The organism is Campylobacter coli (assembly GCF_009730395.1).
In the GTDB taxonomy this organism is placed as follows: Bacteria; Campylobacterota; Campylobacteria; order Campylobacterales; family Campylobacteraceae; genus Campylobacter_D; species Campylobacter_D coli.
Window position 1 is genome coordinate 1,533,681 of record NZ_CP046317.1, and the last position, 17,952, is coordinate 1,551,632.

The 17,952-nt window shown below is 32.0% G+C and carries 20 protein-coding genes; 6 read left to right on the forward strand and 14 right to left on the reverse strand.

The window, feature by feature from the left end; genetic code table 11:
• Positions 1-63 precede the first annotated feature (63 nt).
• Together FOC43_RS07810 and FOC43_RS07815 are read right to left on the reverse strand one after the other, a co-directional pair.
• Positions 64-603, reverse strand: a complete 540-nt coding sequence (locus tag FOC43_RS07810; protein ID WP_002778842.1) for an iron transporter — start codon at positions 601-603, stop codon at positions 64-66.
• On the reverse strand, positions 600-2,669 hold the full coding sequence (locus FOC43_RS07815) for an FTR1 family iron permease (RefSeq protein ID WP_002794680.1): 2,070 nt from the start codon (positions 2,667-2,669) through the stop codon (positions 600-602). Before FOC43_RS07815 ends, FOC43_RS07810 begins: the two co-directional genes overlap by 4 nt.
• Positions 2,670-2,846: 177 nt before the next feature.
• Between FOC43_RS07815 and FOC43_RS07820 the strand changes: the two genes are divergently transcribed.
• The 6 genes from FOC43_RS07820 to map all read left to right on the forward strand — a co-directional run bounded on the left by FOC43_RS07820 (position 2,847) and on the right by map (position 7,455).
• Positions 2,847-3,029 carry a putative motility protein gene (locus FOC43_RS07820; RefSeq protein WP_002778846.1) on the forward strand — a complete coding sequence of 61 codons (183 nt, stop codon included), beginning with the start codon at positions 2,847-2,849 and terminating at the stop codon, positions 3,027-3,029.
• A 125-nt stretch (positions 3,030-3,154) separates the two neighbouring features.
• Positions 3,155-4,303: a Na+/H+ antiporter NhaA gene (nhaA, locus tag FOC43_RS07825; RefSeq protein WP_002778847.1), complete on the forward strand. Its 1,149-nt coding sequence runs from the start codon at positions 3,155-3,157 to the stop codon at positions 4,301-4,303.
• Positions 4,300-5,469: a Na+/H+ antiporter NhaA gene (gene nhaA, locus FOC43_RS07830; RefSeq protein WP_002783063.1), complete on the forward strand. Its 1,170-nt coding sequence runs from the start codon at positions 4,300-4,302 to the stop codon at positions 5,467-5,469. The genes nhaA (FOC43_RS07825) and nhaA (FOC43_RS07830) overlap by 4 nt, the downstream gene beginning before the upstream one ends.
• A gap of 8 nt (positions 5,470-5,477) precedes the next feature.
• Complete coding sequence (locus FOC43_RS07835; RefSeq protein WP_002778850.1) at positions 5,478-5,942, forward strand: C40 family peptidase; 465 nt, start codon at positions 5,478-5,480, stop codon at positions 5,940-5,942.
• Between the two features lies 1 nt (position 5,943).
• On the forward strand, positions 5,944-6,687 hold the full coding sequence (murI, locus tag FOC43_RS07840) for a glutamate racemase (protein ID WP_002778852.1): 744 nt from the start codon (positions 5,944-5,946) through the stop codon (positions 6,685-6,687).
• A gap of 9 nt (positions 6,688-6,696) precedes the next feature.
• Complete coding sequence (gene map, locus FOC43_RS07845) at positions 6,697-7,455, forward strand: type I methionyl aminopeptidase (RefSeq protein WP_002778854.1); 759 nt, start codon at positions 6,697-6,699, stop codon at positions 7,453-7,455.
• A 321-nt stretch (positions 7,456-7,776) separates the two neighbouring features.
• On the opposite strand, the gene FOC43_RS07850 is transcribed toward map, so the two are convergent.
• The 12 genes from FOC43_RS07850 to FOC43_RS07905 are packed head-to-tail and all read right to left on the reverse strand — an operon-like array spanning position 7,777 to position 17,891.
• Complete coding sequence (locus tag FOC43_RS07850) at positions 7,777-8,277, reverse strand: flagellar FLiS export co-chaperone (RefSeq protein WP_004284528.1); 501 nt, start codon at positions 8,275-8,277, stop codon at positions 7,777-7,779.
• Between the two features lie 51 nt (positions 8,278-8,328).
• Positions 8,329-8,931 (reverse strand): ABC-type transport auxiliary lipoprotein family protein, encoded by a 603-nt coding sequence (locus tag FOC43_RS07855; protein ID WP_002778856.1) that lies wholly within the window; start codon positions 8,929-8,931, stop codon positions 8,329-8,331.
• Positions 8,928-9,824 (reverse strand): MlaD family protein, encoded by an 897-nt coding sequence (locus tag FOC43_RS07860; protein WP_002781970.1) that lies wholly within the window; start codon positions 9,822-9,824, stop codon positions 8,928-8,930. Before FOC43_RS07860 ends, FOC43_RS07855 begins: the two co-directional genes overlap by 4 nt.
• Before the next feature lie 2 nt (positions 9,825-9,826).
• Positions 9,827-10,549, reverse strand: a complete 723-nt coding sequence (locus FOC43_RS07865) for an ABC transporter ATP-binding protein (RefSeq protein WP_002778858.1) — start codon at positions 10,547-10,549, stop codon at positions 9,827-9,829.
• A complete protein-coding gene (locus FOC43_RS07870) occupies positions 10,550-11,665 on the reverse strand; it encodes an ABC transporter permease (RefSeq protein ID WP_002781966.1) in 1,116 nt (371 codons plus the stop codon).
• A gap of 1 nt (position 11,666) precedes the next feature.
• Positions 11,667-13,565 carry a transketolase gene (gene tkt / locus FOC43_RS07875; RefSeq protein ID WP_002797823.1) on the reverse strand — a complete coding sequence of 633 codons (1,899 nt, stop codon included), beginning with the start codon at positions 13,563-13,565 and terminating at the stop codon, positions 11,667-11,669.
• A 9-nt stretch (positions 13,566-13,574) separates the two neighbouring features.
• Positions 13,575-14,414, reverse strand: coding sequence for a polyprenyl synthetase family protein (locus FOC43_RS07880; RefSeq protein WP_002778862.1), 840 nt, complete (start codon positions 14,412-14,414; stop codon positions 13,575-13,577).
• Positions 14,411-15,502, reverse strand: coding sequence for a PDZ domain-containing protein (locus FOC43_RS07885; RefSeq protein WP_002778863.1), 1,092 nt, complete (start codon positions 15,500-15,502; stop codon positions 14,411-14,413). Before FOC43_RS07885 ends, FOC43_RS07880 begins: the two co-directional genes overlap by 4 nt.
• A complete protein-coding gene (locus tag FOC43_RS07890) occupies positions 15,499-15,804 on the reverse strand; it encodes a YbaB/EbfC family nucleoid-associated protein (protein WP_002778864.1) in 306 nt (101 codons plus the stop codon). Before FOC43_RS07890 ends, FOC43_RS07885 begins: the two co-directional genes overlap by 4 nt.
• A 3-nt stretch (positions 15,805-15,807) precedes the next feature.
• Positions 15,808-17,091 (reverse strand): UDP-N-acetylmuramoyl-L-alanyl-D-glutamate--2,6-diaminopimelate ligase, encoded by a 1,284-nt coding sequence (locus FOC43_RS07895; protein WP_002790243.1) that lies wholly within the window; start codon positions 17,089-17,091, stop codon positions 15,808-15,810.
• Positions 17,075-17,632 carry a hypothetical protein gene (locus tag FOC43_RS07900; protein WP_002781959.1) on the reverse strand — a complete coding sequence of 186 codons (558 nt, stop codon included), beginning with the start codon at positions 17,630-17,632 and terminating at the stop codon, positions 17,075-17,077. Before FOC43_RS07900 ends, FOC43_RS07895 begins: the two co-directional genes overlap by 17 nt.
• Positions 17,619-17,891 (reverse strand): NifU family protein, encoded by a 273-nt coding sequence (locus FOC43_RS07905; protein ID WP_002778869.1) that lies wholly within the window; start codon positions 17,889-17,891, stop codon positions 17,619-17,621. Before FOC43_RS07905 ends, FOC43_RS07900 begins: the two co-directional genes overlap by 14 nt.
• Positions 17,892-17,952: the final 61 nt, after the last annotated feature.

The following is a 17,952-nucleotide window of genomic DNA, read 5'->3' on the forward strand; positions in this document are numbered from 1 at the left end:
TGTTATTTTAATTTTTCAATAAAAATAAAAATATTTAAACACTCGGAAAATCCGAGTGTAAAATCATTTTGGTGTGCCTGTGTATTTGAATTTATAATCAACCTTAAAAGGCTCAAACCACTTACCCACGCCTGTTTCTTCATCAACATGGCGTCCAAAACCTTGTTTTTCTGGATTTGAGATATAAAAAGTAAGTTCATAATTTCCTACGCCAAAGCCACCTTTTTTATCTTTTTCCATAGCAATATTTGCACCATAGTGAGGACCATCATCAGCCACCATAGGCATCAAAGTTCCGCGTTTAATCGCACCTGTGTCGGTATTTTTAAGTTCATAAGCTATAGTTAAATAAGGCATCCAAAAACCTTCTGGAAAACCATTTGGATTGTTTTTAAGTGCGTGAATGTCAGCTTCTAGGTGAATATCTGCTAAAGATGCAGCTAAATCAATACCTCTTGGCTCCATTTCAATAGGTTGTAAATAAACAGCGGCTATTTCCATGCCATTAAGTTCTTTTGGATCGCCAATTGGCACTTCGCCTGCAAATAAATTTGTACTAATAACCGCAGCTGCAGCAACTACTGATAAAACTTTTTTTATCATGATTTTACTCCTTTTTTTGAAATTTGTTTTGTTATTAAAATGCCAATAATTAGCATAATTAAAACTGTAAATTGAGGGATTAAAGTCTCATAGTAAGGATAAATTCCAAGCCATAAAATCGGTTCAAAATTCATAGGTATAAGACTAGGAATGATGACTTTTCCTTCTATGAGTTCGGCTATGCCTTTGCCTGTAAAAACAAAAACCATGTAAAAAATAATGTAAGAAGTGATATAGAAAAATTGTTTTACAGGTATGCGAATGGCTCCTGCTTTTAAAAGAAAATATAAAACAATAAGTATTAAAATTCCAAGTCCAAGTCCGCCAAAAACAGCACCAAAATCAGTGCTTGTTTTAGCATCAAAAAGCAAGGCTTGATAAAAAAGCACAGTTTCTGCACCTTCTCTATAAACAGCTAAAAATACGGTAATCCAAAGGGTTTTTGCGCTATTATTTGATATAGCATCTATAGCACCTTGTTTGATAAAGCTTGTCCATTTTTTATTTTGTGCGTTTGAAAGTAGCCAAAAGCCCACATAAAAGAGTAGTAATACGGCTATAAGCATGGTAATACCTTCTATAAGCTCTCTACTTTGACCTGCATTTTCTTTAAATAGCCAAGAAACTCCAAAAGCGGTAATAAAACTTAAAATCACTCCTGTAAAAAGAGCACTATAGGCGATATTTAGACGATTTTTATTACCACTTTGCACAAGATAAGAAACAATGGCTACAACGATAATCAAAGCTTCCAAGCCTTCACGCAAAATAATACCTAAAGCCCATATAAACAGCGAATAAGGAGTAGAATCTTGAATTTTATCCACGCTGCTGGCTATGAGTTGTTCTAAGTCATTAAAGGTAGCTTCAAGCTCTTTTTTATCTGTACTTGCTTTGATAAGAGCTACGCTTTTGGAAAATAAACTTTCGATTTTAAGTTTTAAGCCGCTATCTACAGCACCGATTTTATTTTCCATACCGCTTGCTTCAAAAATATCTAGATAAATTCCTTGTAAATCATCTACTATAGAAGCACTAAAGCCATCATAATTTTTTAAAATTTCATCTAAAGCAAGTTTGATATCATTAGAAACCTTGGTGTAATCTTTACCCTTTGTTTCATCATCAAACCCTTCGATTTTCAAATTTGAAAGCTCCGAATTTGGAATTTGCAAAAAGATATCAAAAAGCTGTTCTTCTATCGAATCTAAATCATTTCTTAGGTTTTTTTCATCAATATTTGCGTTGTTGATTTGGCGTATGAGAGTTCGTATGGCTTGTTGGATTTTTTGATCATTACCTGCTTTGGTGAATTTGTTGATCAAAACTTCAACTTTGGTATTGCGATAATCATTAAATAAAGCATCATTTAAAAAATCTTTACTTGTTTGATAATCTTTATTTTTAAAAGCATTGGCTGCTTGAGAGAATTTAGTAGATATATTATCTAATACAAATTGCAATCTTGCATCCATAGCCGCAGCCGCTTGTAAATCATTATTTATACTATCATTTATAGTTTCGTTTTGGGTACTAGAAGAAGAATTAGTTTTTGCTAAATCATTTTTATCAATACCCATCATTTGGGCAATCAAAGCTTCTGCTTCTGCTTCACGCTTGGCATTGGCTTGTATGCTTGATTTTTCAGCTGCTGCTTTATCGTAATTTATATCACTTGCTTCTGCTTGTAAGCGATAACCATTTTGCAAAATCGGTGCAACTTCATCTAAATCATAATAAAGACTTTCAATTAAAGCATCAATTTGCTCTATGGGCGCTTTATCTTTATACAAGCGACGCAAATTTGTAAATTTTCTTTCCATGGTGATGGCTTTTTTGCCTATATTTCTTCCAATGGAACCTTCCATATTTTCAAAGTGTTGAAAATAAGCATCTTCGCTAAGTTTTTTAGCCTTTAAATTATCGCCCTTTTCATAGCTTTTTATACTCTCTTCTAATATATTTTTAATAGTATTAGCTTCTGCTACATAATCATCAACTCTAGCAAAAACAGAATTTGCTAGAAAGAGCATAGAGAAAAAAAACAAAATTTTAAAAAATTTCATACATTTCCTTAAAAAATATAAAAAATAATATTTATTATCAATATTGATAGAAGTATAATACAAACCATATTAAACAAAAATAAAAATTATTTTTATCGAATTTAAAGGGTTAAGTGTTTAAAATTTTTTCCGATACTACTTAAGTCTTCATACATAAATTATACTTAGGAGGGTGTTATGATTTCAGACGCAACTATGAGTAATGCTAATTTATTAACAGCGGTAAATACTTCAGTTTTGAAAAAATCAATGGATACAAATGAAGTGTTGATGAATGAGCTTATCAAAGGTATGGAGAGTGCATCGGGGGCTTCTGCTTTGCAAACTTCTAGCTCTAGCGGTTTAGATATTTACGCTTAAGTATCTTTAAATTTAGGGTGTGCTTTACACCCTAAATAAGGATATATCTTGTTAAAATAATCATTTCTTTAATATTTTTTGGTTATAATAATTAACATATTGAATTTTATAATCAAGGGGCGTAAATGCAAGCTGTAAAGAAAATAATTTTAAGTGAAACTTTTCCAGGCATTTTGCTCATATTTTTTACTCTCTTGGCTTTACTTTTTAAAAATTCTTCCTTAAGCGTTATTTATACAGATTTTTTTCATGCTAATTTTACTATAGGATTTGATCATTTTCAGATTGCTAAATCTTTGGATTTATGGATAAATGATGGTTTGATTGCTATTTTTTTCCTTTGTATAGGACTTGAATTAAAATATGAAATTTTACGCGGACAACTTAAAAATATAAGATCGGTTTCTTTACCTATATTTGGAGCTTTGGGAGGTATGATTGTCCCTGCTTTGATTTTTTCTGCTATTAATTATTCTCATGAATTTGCTATGAAAGGATGGGCTATCCCAACAGCTACAGATATAGCATTTGCAGTAGGTATTTTAATGCTTTTAGGAAATAGAATTCCTTCTAGTCTTAAGCTGTTTTTACTTTCTTTAGCTATTTTTGATGATTTGGGTGCTATTGTTATTATTGCTTTGTTTTATACAGATCAGCTTTCAGCTTTAGCAATTATTATTTGTTTGTTTTGTATATTTGCTCTGCTTTTGTTAAATTATTATCACATCACCCATCTTTCTTTGTACGTGTTGGTAGGTGTTGTGTTGTGGATAGCTATGCTTAAAAGTGGAGTGCATGCAACTTTAGCGGGTGTAATCATAGCTTTATTTATCCCTCTTGATACTAAAAATAAAAAACCCTATCTTCATGAAGTACATAAGGATTTAAACCCTTGGGTGGTTTATTTTATTTTGCCTTTATTTGCTTTTGCAAATGCGGGTATTGATTTAAGAGATATGCATCTTGGTTCAGTATTTTCTCCTGTAAGTCTTGGGATTATTTTAGGACTATTTTTAGGAAAACAACTAGGGGTTTTTGGATTTTGTTATTTGGCTATAAAATTAAAGCTTGCAAAATTACCTGAAAATATTAAATATGGAAAATTTTATGGTATATGTATTTTAACAGGCATCGGTTTTACGATGAGCTTGTTTATTGATGGTTTGGCTTATAAAAATAGTGATATTTTTGAATATGCGGATAAACTTGCTATTTTAGTAGCTAGTTTTTTAAGTGCCATTGTTGGTTTTATTTATCTTAAGATTATTAAATGAATAATATAGTACATAAATTAAGAACTTTAGTTTTAAATGAGGCTTTTGGCGGCGTTTTACTTATAGTTTGCACTTTGCTTGCTTTGCTTGTGCAAAACGGGTCTTTTAGCGAACATTATCGAGAATTTCTAAATTTAAAAGTCGGATTTAGTGTAGGTGAATTTGAGCTTAACAAGCCTTTTTTACTTTGGATAAATGATGGGCTTATATCTATATTTTTCTTTGCTATAGGGCTTGAGCTTAAGAAGGAATTTTTGCACGGAGATTTTAAAAATCCTAAAAATATTGTTTTGCCTTTTATGGGGGCATTGGGTGGTATACTTATACCTGCTTTAATATTTGCTATAGTCAATATAGGCGATGCTTACACTTTAAAAGGATGGGCTATTCCAACGGCTACAGATACTGCATTTGCTTTAGCTATTTTGATGATGTGTGGCAAACATATTCCATCAAGTTTAAAAATTTTCTTACTTTCTTTGGCTATTTTTGATGATGTGGGTGCTATTTTAATTATTGCGATTTTTTATACAACCAAGCTTTCTGTGGCTGCTTTCGTAGTTGTGGGTATTGCTATTTTTATGATGTTGATTTTAAATATTTTAGGAATAACAAGAAAGTCTTTTTATTTTATTTGCTCAGTTATTCTTTGGATTAGTGTTTTAAAAAGTGGTGTGCATGCAACTTTAGCTGGAATTATTACAGCATTTTTTATACCGATGCAAACTAAAAATGGAGAAGCATTTTTAGAAGAAATCTATGAAAGTCTAAAATTTTGGCTCGCTTTTGTTATCTTGCCTTTATTTGCTTTTGCTAACGCTGGAGTAAATTTATCCAATATCGATATAGGAGCAATTTTTTCAGGTGTAAGTATAGGTATTTTCTTGGGGCTTTTTGTGGGTAAACAAGTGGGTGTATTTTTGTTTTCTTATTTGGCAATCCGCTTTAAATTTGCAGCCTTGCCCCAAGGTTCAAATTTGAAACAACTTTATGGGGTTTGTATACTTACAGGAATTGGTTTTACAATGAGTTTGTTTATCGATGGCTTGGCGTATGAAGTTAGCGATATTTTTAATTATGCAGATAATCTTGCTATTTTGATTGCTTCATTTTGTTCTGGGATTTGGGGTTTTATTTATCTTAAATTTTTTACCACGCGTCCTTAAGGAAATTTATGAGATTTGTTATTTTCTTTCTTGTTGTGATTGCTTTTTATATAGGTGGATGCAGTTTAGCTCAAAATGCAAGTCATACCCCAACAAATTATAATGTTGATAAAGAAACAAGATTAAGAATGATTGCTAATGAATGGAAAAAAACTCCTTATGTTTTAGGCGGAACAACAAAAAAAGGAGCCGATTGTTCGGGTTTTGCTCAAAGCACCCTAGCTCAGTTTAATACACGCATACCACGCACTACAACAAAGCAACTACGCTCGGGTATAAAAGTTTCTAAATCAAAACTAAAAACAGGAGATCTTGTTTTTTTTAAAACAGGTAGAGGACCAAATGGTATGCATGTGGGAATTTATATGAGTAAGGGTAAATTTATCCATCTTTCTACAAAGGGTGGAGTAAGAGAAGTGGATTTAAATAGTTCTTATTGGAAAAATCGATATATAGGTGCTAGAAGATATTAAGATGAAAATAGGCGTTTTTGATAGTGGTGTAGGTGGACTTAGTGTTTTAAAATCACTTTATGAGGCAAGACTTTTTGACGAAATTATTTATTATGGAGATACTGCCCGCGTTCCTTATGGGGTTAAAGATAAAGATACTATAGTCAAATTTTGTCTTGAGGCTTTGGATTTTTTTTCAAAATTTAATATCGATATGCTTATTATTGCGTGCAATACTGCTAGTGCTTATGCTTTAGATGCCTTAAGATTAAAAGCTGATTTTCCTATTTATGGGGTTATTGATGCGGGTGTTGAGGCTACTAAAAAAGCCTTGTTAGATAAAAATAAAAAAATTTTAGTTATTGCCACAAAGGCAACAATTCAGTCAAAAGAATATCAAAATCGTTTGCAAAAACAAGGTTTTAATAATGTAGACGCTTTAGCTACGGGTCTTTTTGTGCCTATGGTTGAAGAGGGTATTTTTGAAGGAGAGTTGTTGCAAAGTGCTATGCGGTATTATTTTAAAGGGATTGAAACTCCTGATGCTTTGATACTTGCTTGTACTCATTTTCCTTTGCTAGCAAATTCCTTGAGTGTTTATTTTGGTTCAAAGACAAAGCTTATTCATTCAGGAGATGCTATAGTAGAGTTTTTAAAACAAAGGCAAAAACTTTTGTTAAAAGAAGAGAAAGCAAAATTACATTTTTATGCTTCAAGTGATGTCAAGTCTTTAGAAAATACTGCTAAAATTTGGCTAAATTTATAAGGAAATACAATGATAGAATTAAAAAAACCAGCAGAAATAGAAAAATTAAGAGTAGCAAATCAAATCGTCGCTAAGACTTTGGATTTTTTAGAAAACGAGATTAAAGCGGGTATGAGTCTTAAGCAAATCGATAAGATGGCGGAAGATTTTATCTTAAGTCTTGGAGCAAAACCTTCATTTAAAGGGCTTTATGGTTTTCCTGGTGCAATTTGCACTTCTTTAAATCAGGTTTGTATCCATGGAATTCCTGATGAAAAAATCATCAAAGAGGGTGATATTTTAGGACTTGATGTGGGAAGTTTGATTGATGGATATTATGGTGATGCAGCGCGCACTATAGCTATAGGTAAAATTTCATCCACAGATGAGGCTTTGATTTCTTGTGCTAAAGACGCTTTATATCATGCTATAGATATTATTCGTGAGGGTATGCGTTTTAAAGAGCTTTCTGCAGCTTTGGGAGAATTTATAGATTTAAGAGGTTTTGTTCCGCTTCGTGGATATTGTGGCCATGGTATAGGACGCAAACCTCATGGAGAACCTGAAATTTTAAATTATTTAGAAAAAGGCGCAAGCGCAAAAAGTGGTCCAAAAATTAAAAATGGAATGGTTTTTTGTATAGAACCTATGATATGCCAAAAGGATGGAACTCCAAAGCATTTTAATGGAAAATGGGGTGCAGGAAGTGTGGATGAGCTTAATAGTGCTCATTATGAGCATTGTGTGGCTATTATTAATGGGCGCGCAGAAATTTTATCTAGCTTATAAGAGTTTTATTTGTAAAAATTGGGAAATTTTTACAAAAATTTTTCAATAATTTAAGTTACTAAATTATTTTTTTATAAATATTTAAGTAATTTTAAATTAAAATATTATTTTAAAAATGATTATTCCTATAAATTAAACTAAAACATAATGTAATATTTTAGTTTAAAGAGATCTTCAAAGATCTCACAGGCTAGGTTGCTTCCCTCCCCCTTTTTTTCAACCTAGCTTGAAAAAGAGCGGAATATCTCTTTAAGCTAAAATATGAAAACCTCTTAAGATTAATTTTAATGAGTATGTTTAAAGCGATAAGAGTTTTAACTCTTATCTGAAAAGATTTTTAAAGTTTGTTGCAGAGTCAGAAAAATTCATATTATCCATGCTTATTCCCATGGTAATAGCACTTGATAATTCGCATAAAATATCTTTAATTTCATCCCTTTTATCTTGAATATAAGCTAAAACTCCTTCATACCCTGCTTTTTCTAAAACTAAAAGAGGATTTGAAATTTCAAATTCAAAAAGTTTTTGACCTACATATACATTAAAAATATTTCCAAAAAGTGCTGTACCCATAAAAGAGCAGTTTTGGATAAGTTGAGAACTTGTTGCATCTAAGGTTCTTTTTTGTAAATCATCGTTTTGTTCATCAAGTCTTTCTGTGATACTTTTTTCAATTTTTTTAAGCGTTAAATCAAGTATTTGCAGAGCACCGATAAAATCATTTGCATCATTTATTTGTGAGCAAATTTGTGTAGCTTTAAACTCACTTACGCCTTGTATTTCACCCAAGTGCTTTTTAAAAACATCCAATTCATTTTTCATTTTACACCTTTCAAAAAATATTGCTAAAGGTTTAAAAAGCAAAAAGTGTTCCTATTTTTCATCAAGTGTGGCATTGATCCATAAAACTATTTCATTTCCTAGAGAATTTAAAGCTTTTTCAAAGGATTGATAGACATCAAAAATATCTATTTTTTTAACCCTTTCTTTGATTGAAAACAGGCGATGAGCGATGATTTTACTTTCTTTTGCGTCGATGAAATTTATACTAATAGAAATGCTTACATAATTTTCATTTTCATCAACCACTTGTTCAAAAGAATCTATCCTGCTTTCAAGTATATAATCACTTCCCACAGAGCTTCCTTGGGAAAGCAGGGCTTTAAAGATTTGACTTTGTTCAAATTTGGATAGCAGCAAGGATTGATAAAGATTATTGGGTAAATCTGCCCAAAAATGATACGCATAAGCCTTGCTTATACCTTTTTGCACATAAATAATTGATCTTGAATGAAGATATAAAGGCAAGGACGCATTTTGAATTTTAAGAATTTTATCGCTTTTAATAAAATTGGCTTGAAGAGGAAGTTCATCATTTTTAAGTATAAAGCTTTGCGTTTTATCAAGAGTGCTAGTTGGAATTGAACATCCATTAAATATAAAGGCTAAGATAGTAATGTATATGAATTTTTTCATTGTTTTTCTCCTGGTCCTAGTTTGGGTTTAGTTTCTTTAAAAATTAAATCCGATGGACTTTTTTGTAGATTTTGTATCAAGATATTGCTTTCTATAAGCACTTTTTTCAAAAGTTCTAAATTTTCTGCTAAGGAAAGTCGTAAGTCATCGTAAGAATCAAGTTTAACATTGGCTTTTTTTGCAAAAGAGCTAAGCGCTAAAGCTCCTTCTTGGATATCCTTTAAACTTGCATTAAAACCTTTTGCACTTAAGCTTACATTCTCTGCCATTTCTCCAAGTTTTAAGCTAGTGTTTGCGATATTGTGATTTAATGTTTTAGAATCTTTATTTAAAGTGGTGCTTAGTTGTGCTAAATTATCTAAAAGTATTTCTAAATTTTTTATATTTTTATCACTAAAAAGCTCTTTTGATTTATCATCTGCTCTTTTTATCAAAGAAAAGATGTGCTCGCTTTGTCTATCTATAGCAGCAAAAAAACCTTCTTTAAATTGAATCACGGGAAATTCTTCTTTACCTTTTACTTGAAGTTTTGGACTGTTTTTAGAACCTCCTTGAAGTTGTACAAATTTAAGTCCTGTAATGCCTTGAAATTGCAAAGTTGCAAAAGTATCTTCTTTTATAGGGGTTCCTTTTTTGATTTTAATTAAAATATTTACCCCTAAATTTTCTTTATCATAAATACTGATATTTTCCACATTTCCTATCTCTACTCCTAAAAGCCTTACAGGAGCTTTGATTCCAAGGCCTGCAACAGATTCTTGTGTATGAATTTCATAGTATTCAAAACTTTCTTCTTTTGAGTATCCTCCAAGCCAAAGCATGAAACCAATACTAGCAAAAAAAACTCCAAAAACAAAAAGCCCTACAAAAAAATAATTTGCTTTATTTTCCACTTTTACTCCATAAATCTTTTAAACAATCTTTCATTTTGCGCCCTTAGCTCCTCATAATTTCCACAAAAGGCAACTTTTTTATCTTCTAAGATGATAAAACGCTCGAGCAGATTTTTCATACTTTCTTTATCGTGTGTTACTAAAACAATATTAAGATCAAAGCTTTGTTTAAGTTCTAGTATCAAATCATCAAATTCACGACTACTATGCGGATCAAGTCCAGAAGTAGGCTCGTCTAAAAAAAGTAATTTACTATCAAGAGCCAAAGCCCTAGCAATAGCAACTCTTTTTTGCATTCCGCCACTTAGCTCGCTTGGAAGCTGTTTTAAAACAGCTTCATTTAAACCGACCATTTTGAGTTTCATCAATACCAGTTCTTTTATAGCAATGGAATCTAAATTCGTATATTCTTTAAGAGGGATAGCTATATTTTCATAAACGCTAAAAAAGCTAAAGAGTGCAGAAAACTGAAATACTACACCCCATTTTTTACGCAGCGCTAAAGCATCTTCCTCGCTAATGTTTTTTAGCTTAAAGCCTAAAATTTCGTATTCTCCCTCATCAAAATGTTCAAGCATTAGCATTTGTTTTAAGAGTACAGACTTGCCATTTCCACTTCCTCCTAAAATCCCAAAAATTTCGTTTTTGTTAATTTCAAAACTGACTCCATCATGGACAACTTTATTTCCAAATCGGGTGATAATATTTTGCGCTTTTATAATCATTTAAACTTCCATTATAGTTAAAACCACAGAAAATAAAGCATCAAATGCTATTACCCAAAATATAGCATTTACAACACTTTTTGTAGTATAAATTCCTATACTTTGAGTGGTATTTTTAACCTCAAATCCCCGAAAACAAGCAATAAGTCCTATTAAAAAACCAAAAATAGGAGCTTTTGCAAGCCCTATAATGATATGTTTCATTTCCACAGCTTCCCTAAAGCGCCTTAAAAATTCTCCAAAGGATATATCAAGATTTATTTTTGCTACTACCATTCCTCCTAATATACTGATCGCATCACTTAGAGCAACGATTAAAGGCATGGCAATAACTAAAGCCATGACCCGCGGAATGATGATGAATTCAAAAGAGCGAAAGCCCATGGTATTCATAGCATTGATCTCATCTGTGATTTTCATGACCCCAATTTGTGCCGTATAAGAGCTTGCACTTCTACCTGCTATGACTATCGCGGCGATTAAAGGAGCAAGTTCTCTAGTGGCTGAAATTCCTACTAAATCTACTATGAAAATATTAGCTCCAAATTGTGCAAGCTGATAAGCAGCTTGATATGCAAGCACAACCCCGACTAAAAGAGCGGTTAAAATAACAATAGGCAAGGCTTTAAAAGCTGAATTTTCAATATGATATAAAAAAGATATAAAGCGGAAATTTTTAGGATTTTTTATACATAAAAAAAGACTGGTAAAAAAAGCACCCGTAAAGTTAATAAATTTTTGCAAAATCTTTAAAAGATCAAAACTTAAAATTCCTAAAGAAATAAAAAAGTCTGTAAAATTGAATTTTTTCTCTTGTTTTTCATTAATTCTTTGATAGTTTTTTTCACAAAGCTCAAAAAGGCTTTTAAAGCGTGTGTTTAATCCTTGTTTTAAAATCAAGATATCGTTTTTTTTCAAATCATGCTCTAGAGCAAGAAAAAATCTCACTCCAGCCATATCGATTTCATTTAATTGACTAAAATCAAAAATACAATTTGTTTGAGAAATTTGGCTCAATAGATCTTTGATTTTAATCTTAGACACACTCGTTTTATCCCAAATTCCAAAAATAAAAACTTTATTTTCTTCTTTTTGAAATTTGAAATTTGCCTCCATTTTACTTATCGAGAATGAAATTTAAAATTTGTGGAACGCTAAAACCAAAATGCTCAAATACATCTTTATCTTTACCACTTTCTCCAAAACTTTCTATGCCATAAACCCTATCGCAGAATTTATAAAGCTCATTAGAATGTGCTGCTTCAACCCCTATAACTTCACCCTGTAAAAGCCTATCTTTATAAGCTTTATCTTGCTTTTCAAAGAGTTCAAAACAAGGCATGGAGATTACATTACAAGCAAAGCCTTGTTTTTCTAATTCATTTGCACTTTCTAAGCAAAGAGAAACCTCACTTCCGCTTGCTAAAAGCGTAAATTTAGCATCTTTACTTTCTTTAAGTAAATACGCCCCGTTTTTTACATCACCAAAAACAGGTTCATTTAAAGCCTTAAGCTTTTGGCGTGAAAGTACAAAAGCACTTGGAATATCTGCATTTAAAGCTATTTGCCAAGCTTTAACATTTTCCACTCCATCAGCTGGTCTAAAGGTTAAGAAATTTGGCATAGCTCTAAAAGTGCTGAGTTGTTCGATAGGTTGATGAGTTGGTCCATCTTCGCCAACGCCTATGCTATCATGTGTGAAAATGAAAAAATGTTTGACTTTCATTAAAGCTGCTATCCTAGCTGCGGGTTTTAAATATTCGCTAAAGATAAAAAATGTTGCTGAAAAAGGTAAGAAAATTCCATATCTTGCAAAGGCATTATTGATCGCAGCCATAGCGTGTTCTCTGATACCAAAATGAATATTTTTTCCTTCCGCAAAATCACCCATTCCATAAAGTTCGGTTTTATTAGATGGGGCTAAGTCCGCACTTCCGCCTAAAAATCCTTCCAAATCTTTAGCTAGAGCATTTAAAATTTCTCCATTACTATCTCTTGTAGCTAAATCCTTGCCTTTAAAATCAGGATAATTTATCTTGCTAAAATCAGGATTTAAAAGTTTTTCTAAGAGTTCTTTTTTTTCTGATTTTTCGAGCTTATCTTTCCATTTAGCTTCTTCTAAATCTCCAAGTTCTACAGCACTTTCGAAGCGAATTTTTGCTGCTTTAGGTATATAAAAATTTAAATTTGGATCAAATCCTGCTTTTTCTTTGGCTTTTTTAATAACCTCTTCACCCAAAGGTGCGCCGTGGCTTTTGTGACTTCCTTCAAGCTCTCCTGCGCCTTTTGCTATGGTTGTTTTTGCGATGATAAGGCAAGGTTTGTTGGCTTTTTTAGCTTGTTTTAGAGCCTTATCAATTGCTTCATAATCGTGTCCATCGATACTTAAAACTTCAAAGCCTTGTGACTCAAAACGCATTTTTACATCTTCATTAAAGGCTAAGCTTACATCTCCTTCGATAGAAATTTCATTGCTATCATAGATGATGATTAAATTATCAAGTTTATGAAGTCCTGCTAAAGAACACGCTTCATAAGAAATTCCTTCTTGTAAATCCCCATCTCCACAAAGACAATAAACCTTGTGATTGATTAATTCTTTTCCTAGTAAGTTTTGAGCTTTTTTAGCTGCCATAGCAAAGCCTACAGCATTAGCTATACCTTGTCCTAATGGGCCTGTAGCAATCTCTACTCCTTGAGTTGAAATTTCAGGATGGCCTGGAGTTTTTGAATGAAGTTGGCGGAAATTTTTAATATCATCTAAACTTAAATCATAACCACTTAAATGCAAAAAGCTATAAAGCAAAGCACTGGCATGTCCGCCTGAAAACACAAGCCTATCGCGGTTTAGCCAAGTTGGGTTTTTAGGATTATGAGAAAGATGATAACTTAAAACCGTTAAAATATCAGCCATTCCCAAGGGTGCACCTGGGTGGCCTGAATTAGCCTTTTGCACCATATCGGCACTTAAAAATCTTAAAGTATTTGCTTGTTCTTGTAATATCGATAGATCCATTTGTAACCTTTATAAATATTTAATCATTAAACTTTTAATCATGTGTGCTAAATTAGCATCAAGATCACCAAGATCATTTTTACACTCATTAATCAAATTTTCCTTACTTTGAATAGCCTTTTCAAGTCCTAATAAATTCACAAAAGAATTTTTATGCTCATCATGTTTGCTTGGCTTTCCACTTTCTTCTTCGCTCATTGTTTCATCGATGATATCATCATTGATTTGAAAAATAAGTCCAAGTTTTAGACCTATTTGATAAATTTTTTCGCTTTCTTTTTCATCGAGTTCGCAAATTTCGCAGCCCATTTTTAAAGCCGCTGCTATAAGTTTTGCGGTTTTATGTGTGTGTAAAAACTCAAGTTCTTCTAAATTTAATTTTTTATCTTCAAAATAACAATCAATAGCCTGACCCAAAATCATACCATTGATTCCTGCATTAAAAGCTAGAGTTCTAATCAGATTAATTTTAATGCTTTCTTTTAAATTTAAATTAGATAGAAGTAAAAAAGCTTCGGTATTTAAAGCATCGCCTACTAAAATAGCTGTAGTTTCATCATAGCTTTTATGCAAAGTAGGCGTTCCGCGTCTTAAATCTGCATTATCCATAGCAGGTAAATCATCGTGTATGAGCGAGTAAGTATGGATAAATTCTAAGGCCAAAGCCGCGTTTAGAGCATTGGGGATAAGATGAGGTGCTTTATTTTGAACAACTCCTAAGAGTAATTGAGCACGAAAGTGTTTTCCACCTGCTTTTAGCATCTTTGCCAAAGCTTCATTAAAAAAAGGATGGAAGCTTTGAACTTTTGGTAGATGATTTTCTAAATGTTTGATAAAGAGTTCTTTCACTTTACAAGCCTTATGAAAAATTGAAATTTTCCATCTCCACCTGAATGAACTCCTCCTAAATCATTGTTTAATCCCAATAAAGGAAGTTTATCACTTTTGCGTTCGATTAAAATATTAAAATCATTTCCTGTACCAAGTAGGGTTTGAAGTTCTTTAAAATCTTTTAGTGTCACATTGTTTGCGCGCAAAATTTTATCCCCTACCATAAATCCTGCTAAAGCAGCTTTAGAGCCTGCGTCTACTTTTGTAACTATAAGACTTGAATTTACACTTAGACCTATATTGCTTCTAAAATTGGTTGGTTTTGGTTTTGGTTTATTGCTTGGGAGATTAAATTTGCTTAAATCTTTGGCAAAAACTTCAGTAGAAATATTTAAATCCACATTATCTCGCAATACTTGAAAATAAAGTGTGCTTCCACGATCTGCAAAGAGAATTTTTTCATTTAGCTTTCTTATATCTTTAACTAGTGTTCCATCTACGCTTATGATTTCATCGTTGATTAGAAATTGCCCACTTTTTCGAACATTATTCACATAAATTTTATTTTCACGCACCGCAAAATCAACCCCTATATCGCCCCAATATACATCGTTATATTTCATAAAATGCTTTAAGTAACGATTTCCTATAAAGGAGCTATTATTAAGAGCAATTCCCATCATTTCGCAGCAAGGAGTGCCTAAAAGCCCCACTTTGGTAGAAAAATCAAGCTGATCTTTTTCATCAATATTTTGCGCAAGATATTTAATGTGACCTATATAAGCTCTATTAGGATCCCAAATTCCTATCCAATCATTGCGTGTAAGTTTTTCTTCATCTCCCATAGGTGTAGGGATTAAGCTAAAATCAGTTCTTACAAGATAAAGATTTAAAAATGGATCATATTTTACATATTTATTGAGTTTGACATTAGGTTGTTTTAAAACCGCAAGTAAATTTTCACTCAAGGCAAAAGCAGGCATTCCTTCATAATTAAGCATACTGGCTTTATTTCTTTCGTAGCCTGCAGCAAAATCTTCAAATTTAGGACGCTCGATTGCACTTAGGGATATTAAAAAGGTTACTAAAAAAAACAAAAATTTCATAATTTCCCAAATCCTCCTAAAACATCACTGGCCAAGCTTGATCGATTTTGTGCTACCATAGCTAAAACATCATTTATAGCAGAAATGAGTAAAATTTGTAAAGATTCTTTATCTTCAAGTAAAGAACCATCAATGCTAACATCGATAATCTCACCCTTGCCATTAGCACTGACTTTCACAAGTCCTGCCCCACTTTTAGCACTAAATTCTCGATTGGCTAACTCTAATTCTATATTTTTTGCTTTTTCTTGAACTTGATTTAAAAGTTCTCCCATCTTAGAAAAATCCATATTTTCAAACATTTATTATCCTTGATTTTTTAAAATTTCATTCACAATCGCTTTGTCGCTAAAGGGGTGTTTTATCCCTTTGATTTCTTGGGTATTTTCATCACCCTTGCCTAAAATAACTACTAAATCGTCTTTTTCTTTAAGTTTTAAAGCTTTATTTATAGCTTCTTTTCTATCTTCTATCATCAAAGCTTTATCAGGGTTTTGAAAGCCTGATAGAATTTCATTCATGATATCTTTAGGTTCTTCGCTACGCGGGTTATCACTTGTGATAATGGCTATTTTTGCAAAATGCTCAACGATTTTTCCCATTAAAGGTCGTTTGGTTTTATCTCTATCTCCACCTGCTCCAAAAACTACTATGAGTTTTTTATTTTTGAGTGTATCAAGTACTTTTTCAATGCCATCAGGAGTGTGAGCAAAATCCACGATTACGCCATTAGCCACTTGCTCAACCCTACCACAAACCCCGCCAAAGCCACTGATAGCTTTTTCTAAGTCTTTTAAATTCGGCTTTACAAGTTCATTAACACAAGCACTAGCGGCTAGAAGATTATAAAGATTGAAAAGTCCTAGTAGGGGCGAGTCAATATGAAAACTTTGATCTTTTAATGCTACAATAGCACTGATACCATCTTCTAAAGAATAAGCTTTAACTTGATACAAAGAAGGATTTTCTATGCCATAAGTAAAAGCATTGCGCACATTAAATTTAATCATTAAAGTATCTTTGTTGATAAATTTTAAACTCTCATCGGTAAAAAAGAGCTCTTTTGCTGCTTTATAGTTTTCAAAATTGCCATGAAAATCCAAATGATCTTGAGTAATGTTAGTAAAAATTTTGGCTGCAAATTTCAAGCCTTCGATGCGATTTTGCACCAAAGCATGCGAGCTAACTTCCATAATAAAAAAATCACATTTTTTTTGTGTGGCAAGTTGTAAGTATTCTAAAGTTTTTAAAATAGGCGAAGTGGTTAAAGACTTTTCATCAATTTGCTCATCGTTGATAAAAGCTCCACGAGTGCCACAAAGTCCACATTTAAAACCTAAGTCAAGTAAAATCGAATAAATAGCCGCTGCGGTGGTGGTTTTGCCATTGGTTCCTGTAATTCCTATGATTTTGATATTTTCATCGATTTTTAAAAGTTTTTTGCATTCTTCTACATCAATGATTTTTGCACCTTTTTCTAAGGCATCACTAGCAAAATTCATATTTTGTGCAGTTTTTAAAAAATAGCAATCTTTTTCGCATTCTAAGGTATTGTCGGTAATAAAAGACTGATCAAGCTTTAATTTCACTTTTAAATCCTATAAGTTTTTCTTGGAGTTTTATAAAGCGTTCGTTTGCCCAAAAGTGCGGCATAACGCTTTCTATATAGTTTAAAGTCATATCTTTATAGCCATTATCAAGTAATTTTTCTAAAAAATCTAAAAAATCATCACGGTTATCAATGACTAATTTTGTGCTATGTATAATATTTTCAAAACTCTTTTTAAAGCCGATTTGCTCTTCACTTTTTAGAAAATCTTTGTAGTTTAAAGTATGAGCTTCTTGAATTTCATTTTCTGTTTCATCGGTATTTTTTTCATTTTTAAGCTCTATAGTGCTTAAAATTTCTTCTAAATCTTTATCGATATTTTTAATTTGATAATGTTCTAAATAAAATTCAAAAAGTAATAACGCTTCTTTTGGAGATTTTAAAGCTAGATCACAAAGAGTGATAAAATGAAACAAGCGTTTGTTTTTGCGTTTTTCATAAGCTAAAGAAAAATATATTTTTGCTGTTTTAAAGTCTTTGCGTAAAAAATGCTCGATTCCAAGTTTTTTATAGTTTTGCAAAATCTTCAGCTCCACCGTTTAGATTAACTATAGTAATTTCTGGATGTATATCGATTTTAAGTTGTCTTTCAAGTCCGTATTTTAATGTCGTTCCACTTGAAGCGCATCCTTTGCAAGCCCCAATTAAATGAACATAAACCACACCATTTTTAATCCCTAAAAATTCAAGACCGCCTCCATCGCGTTCTAACATAGGCATACTTTTATCTAAACTTGCTTTTACAGGATTTATAAGCTCTTCATCGCTAAAAGGCATCATAATATATCCTTAATAAATTTTTCTATACTTTAGCGTGATTGTGTTTAAAAAAAGGTAAATC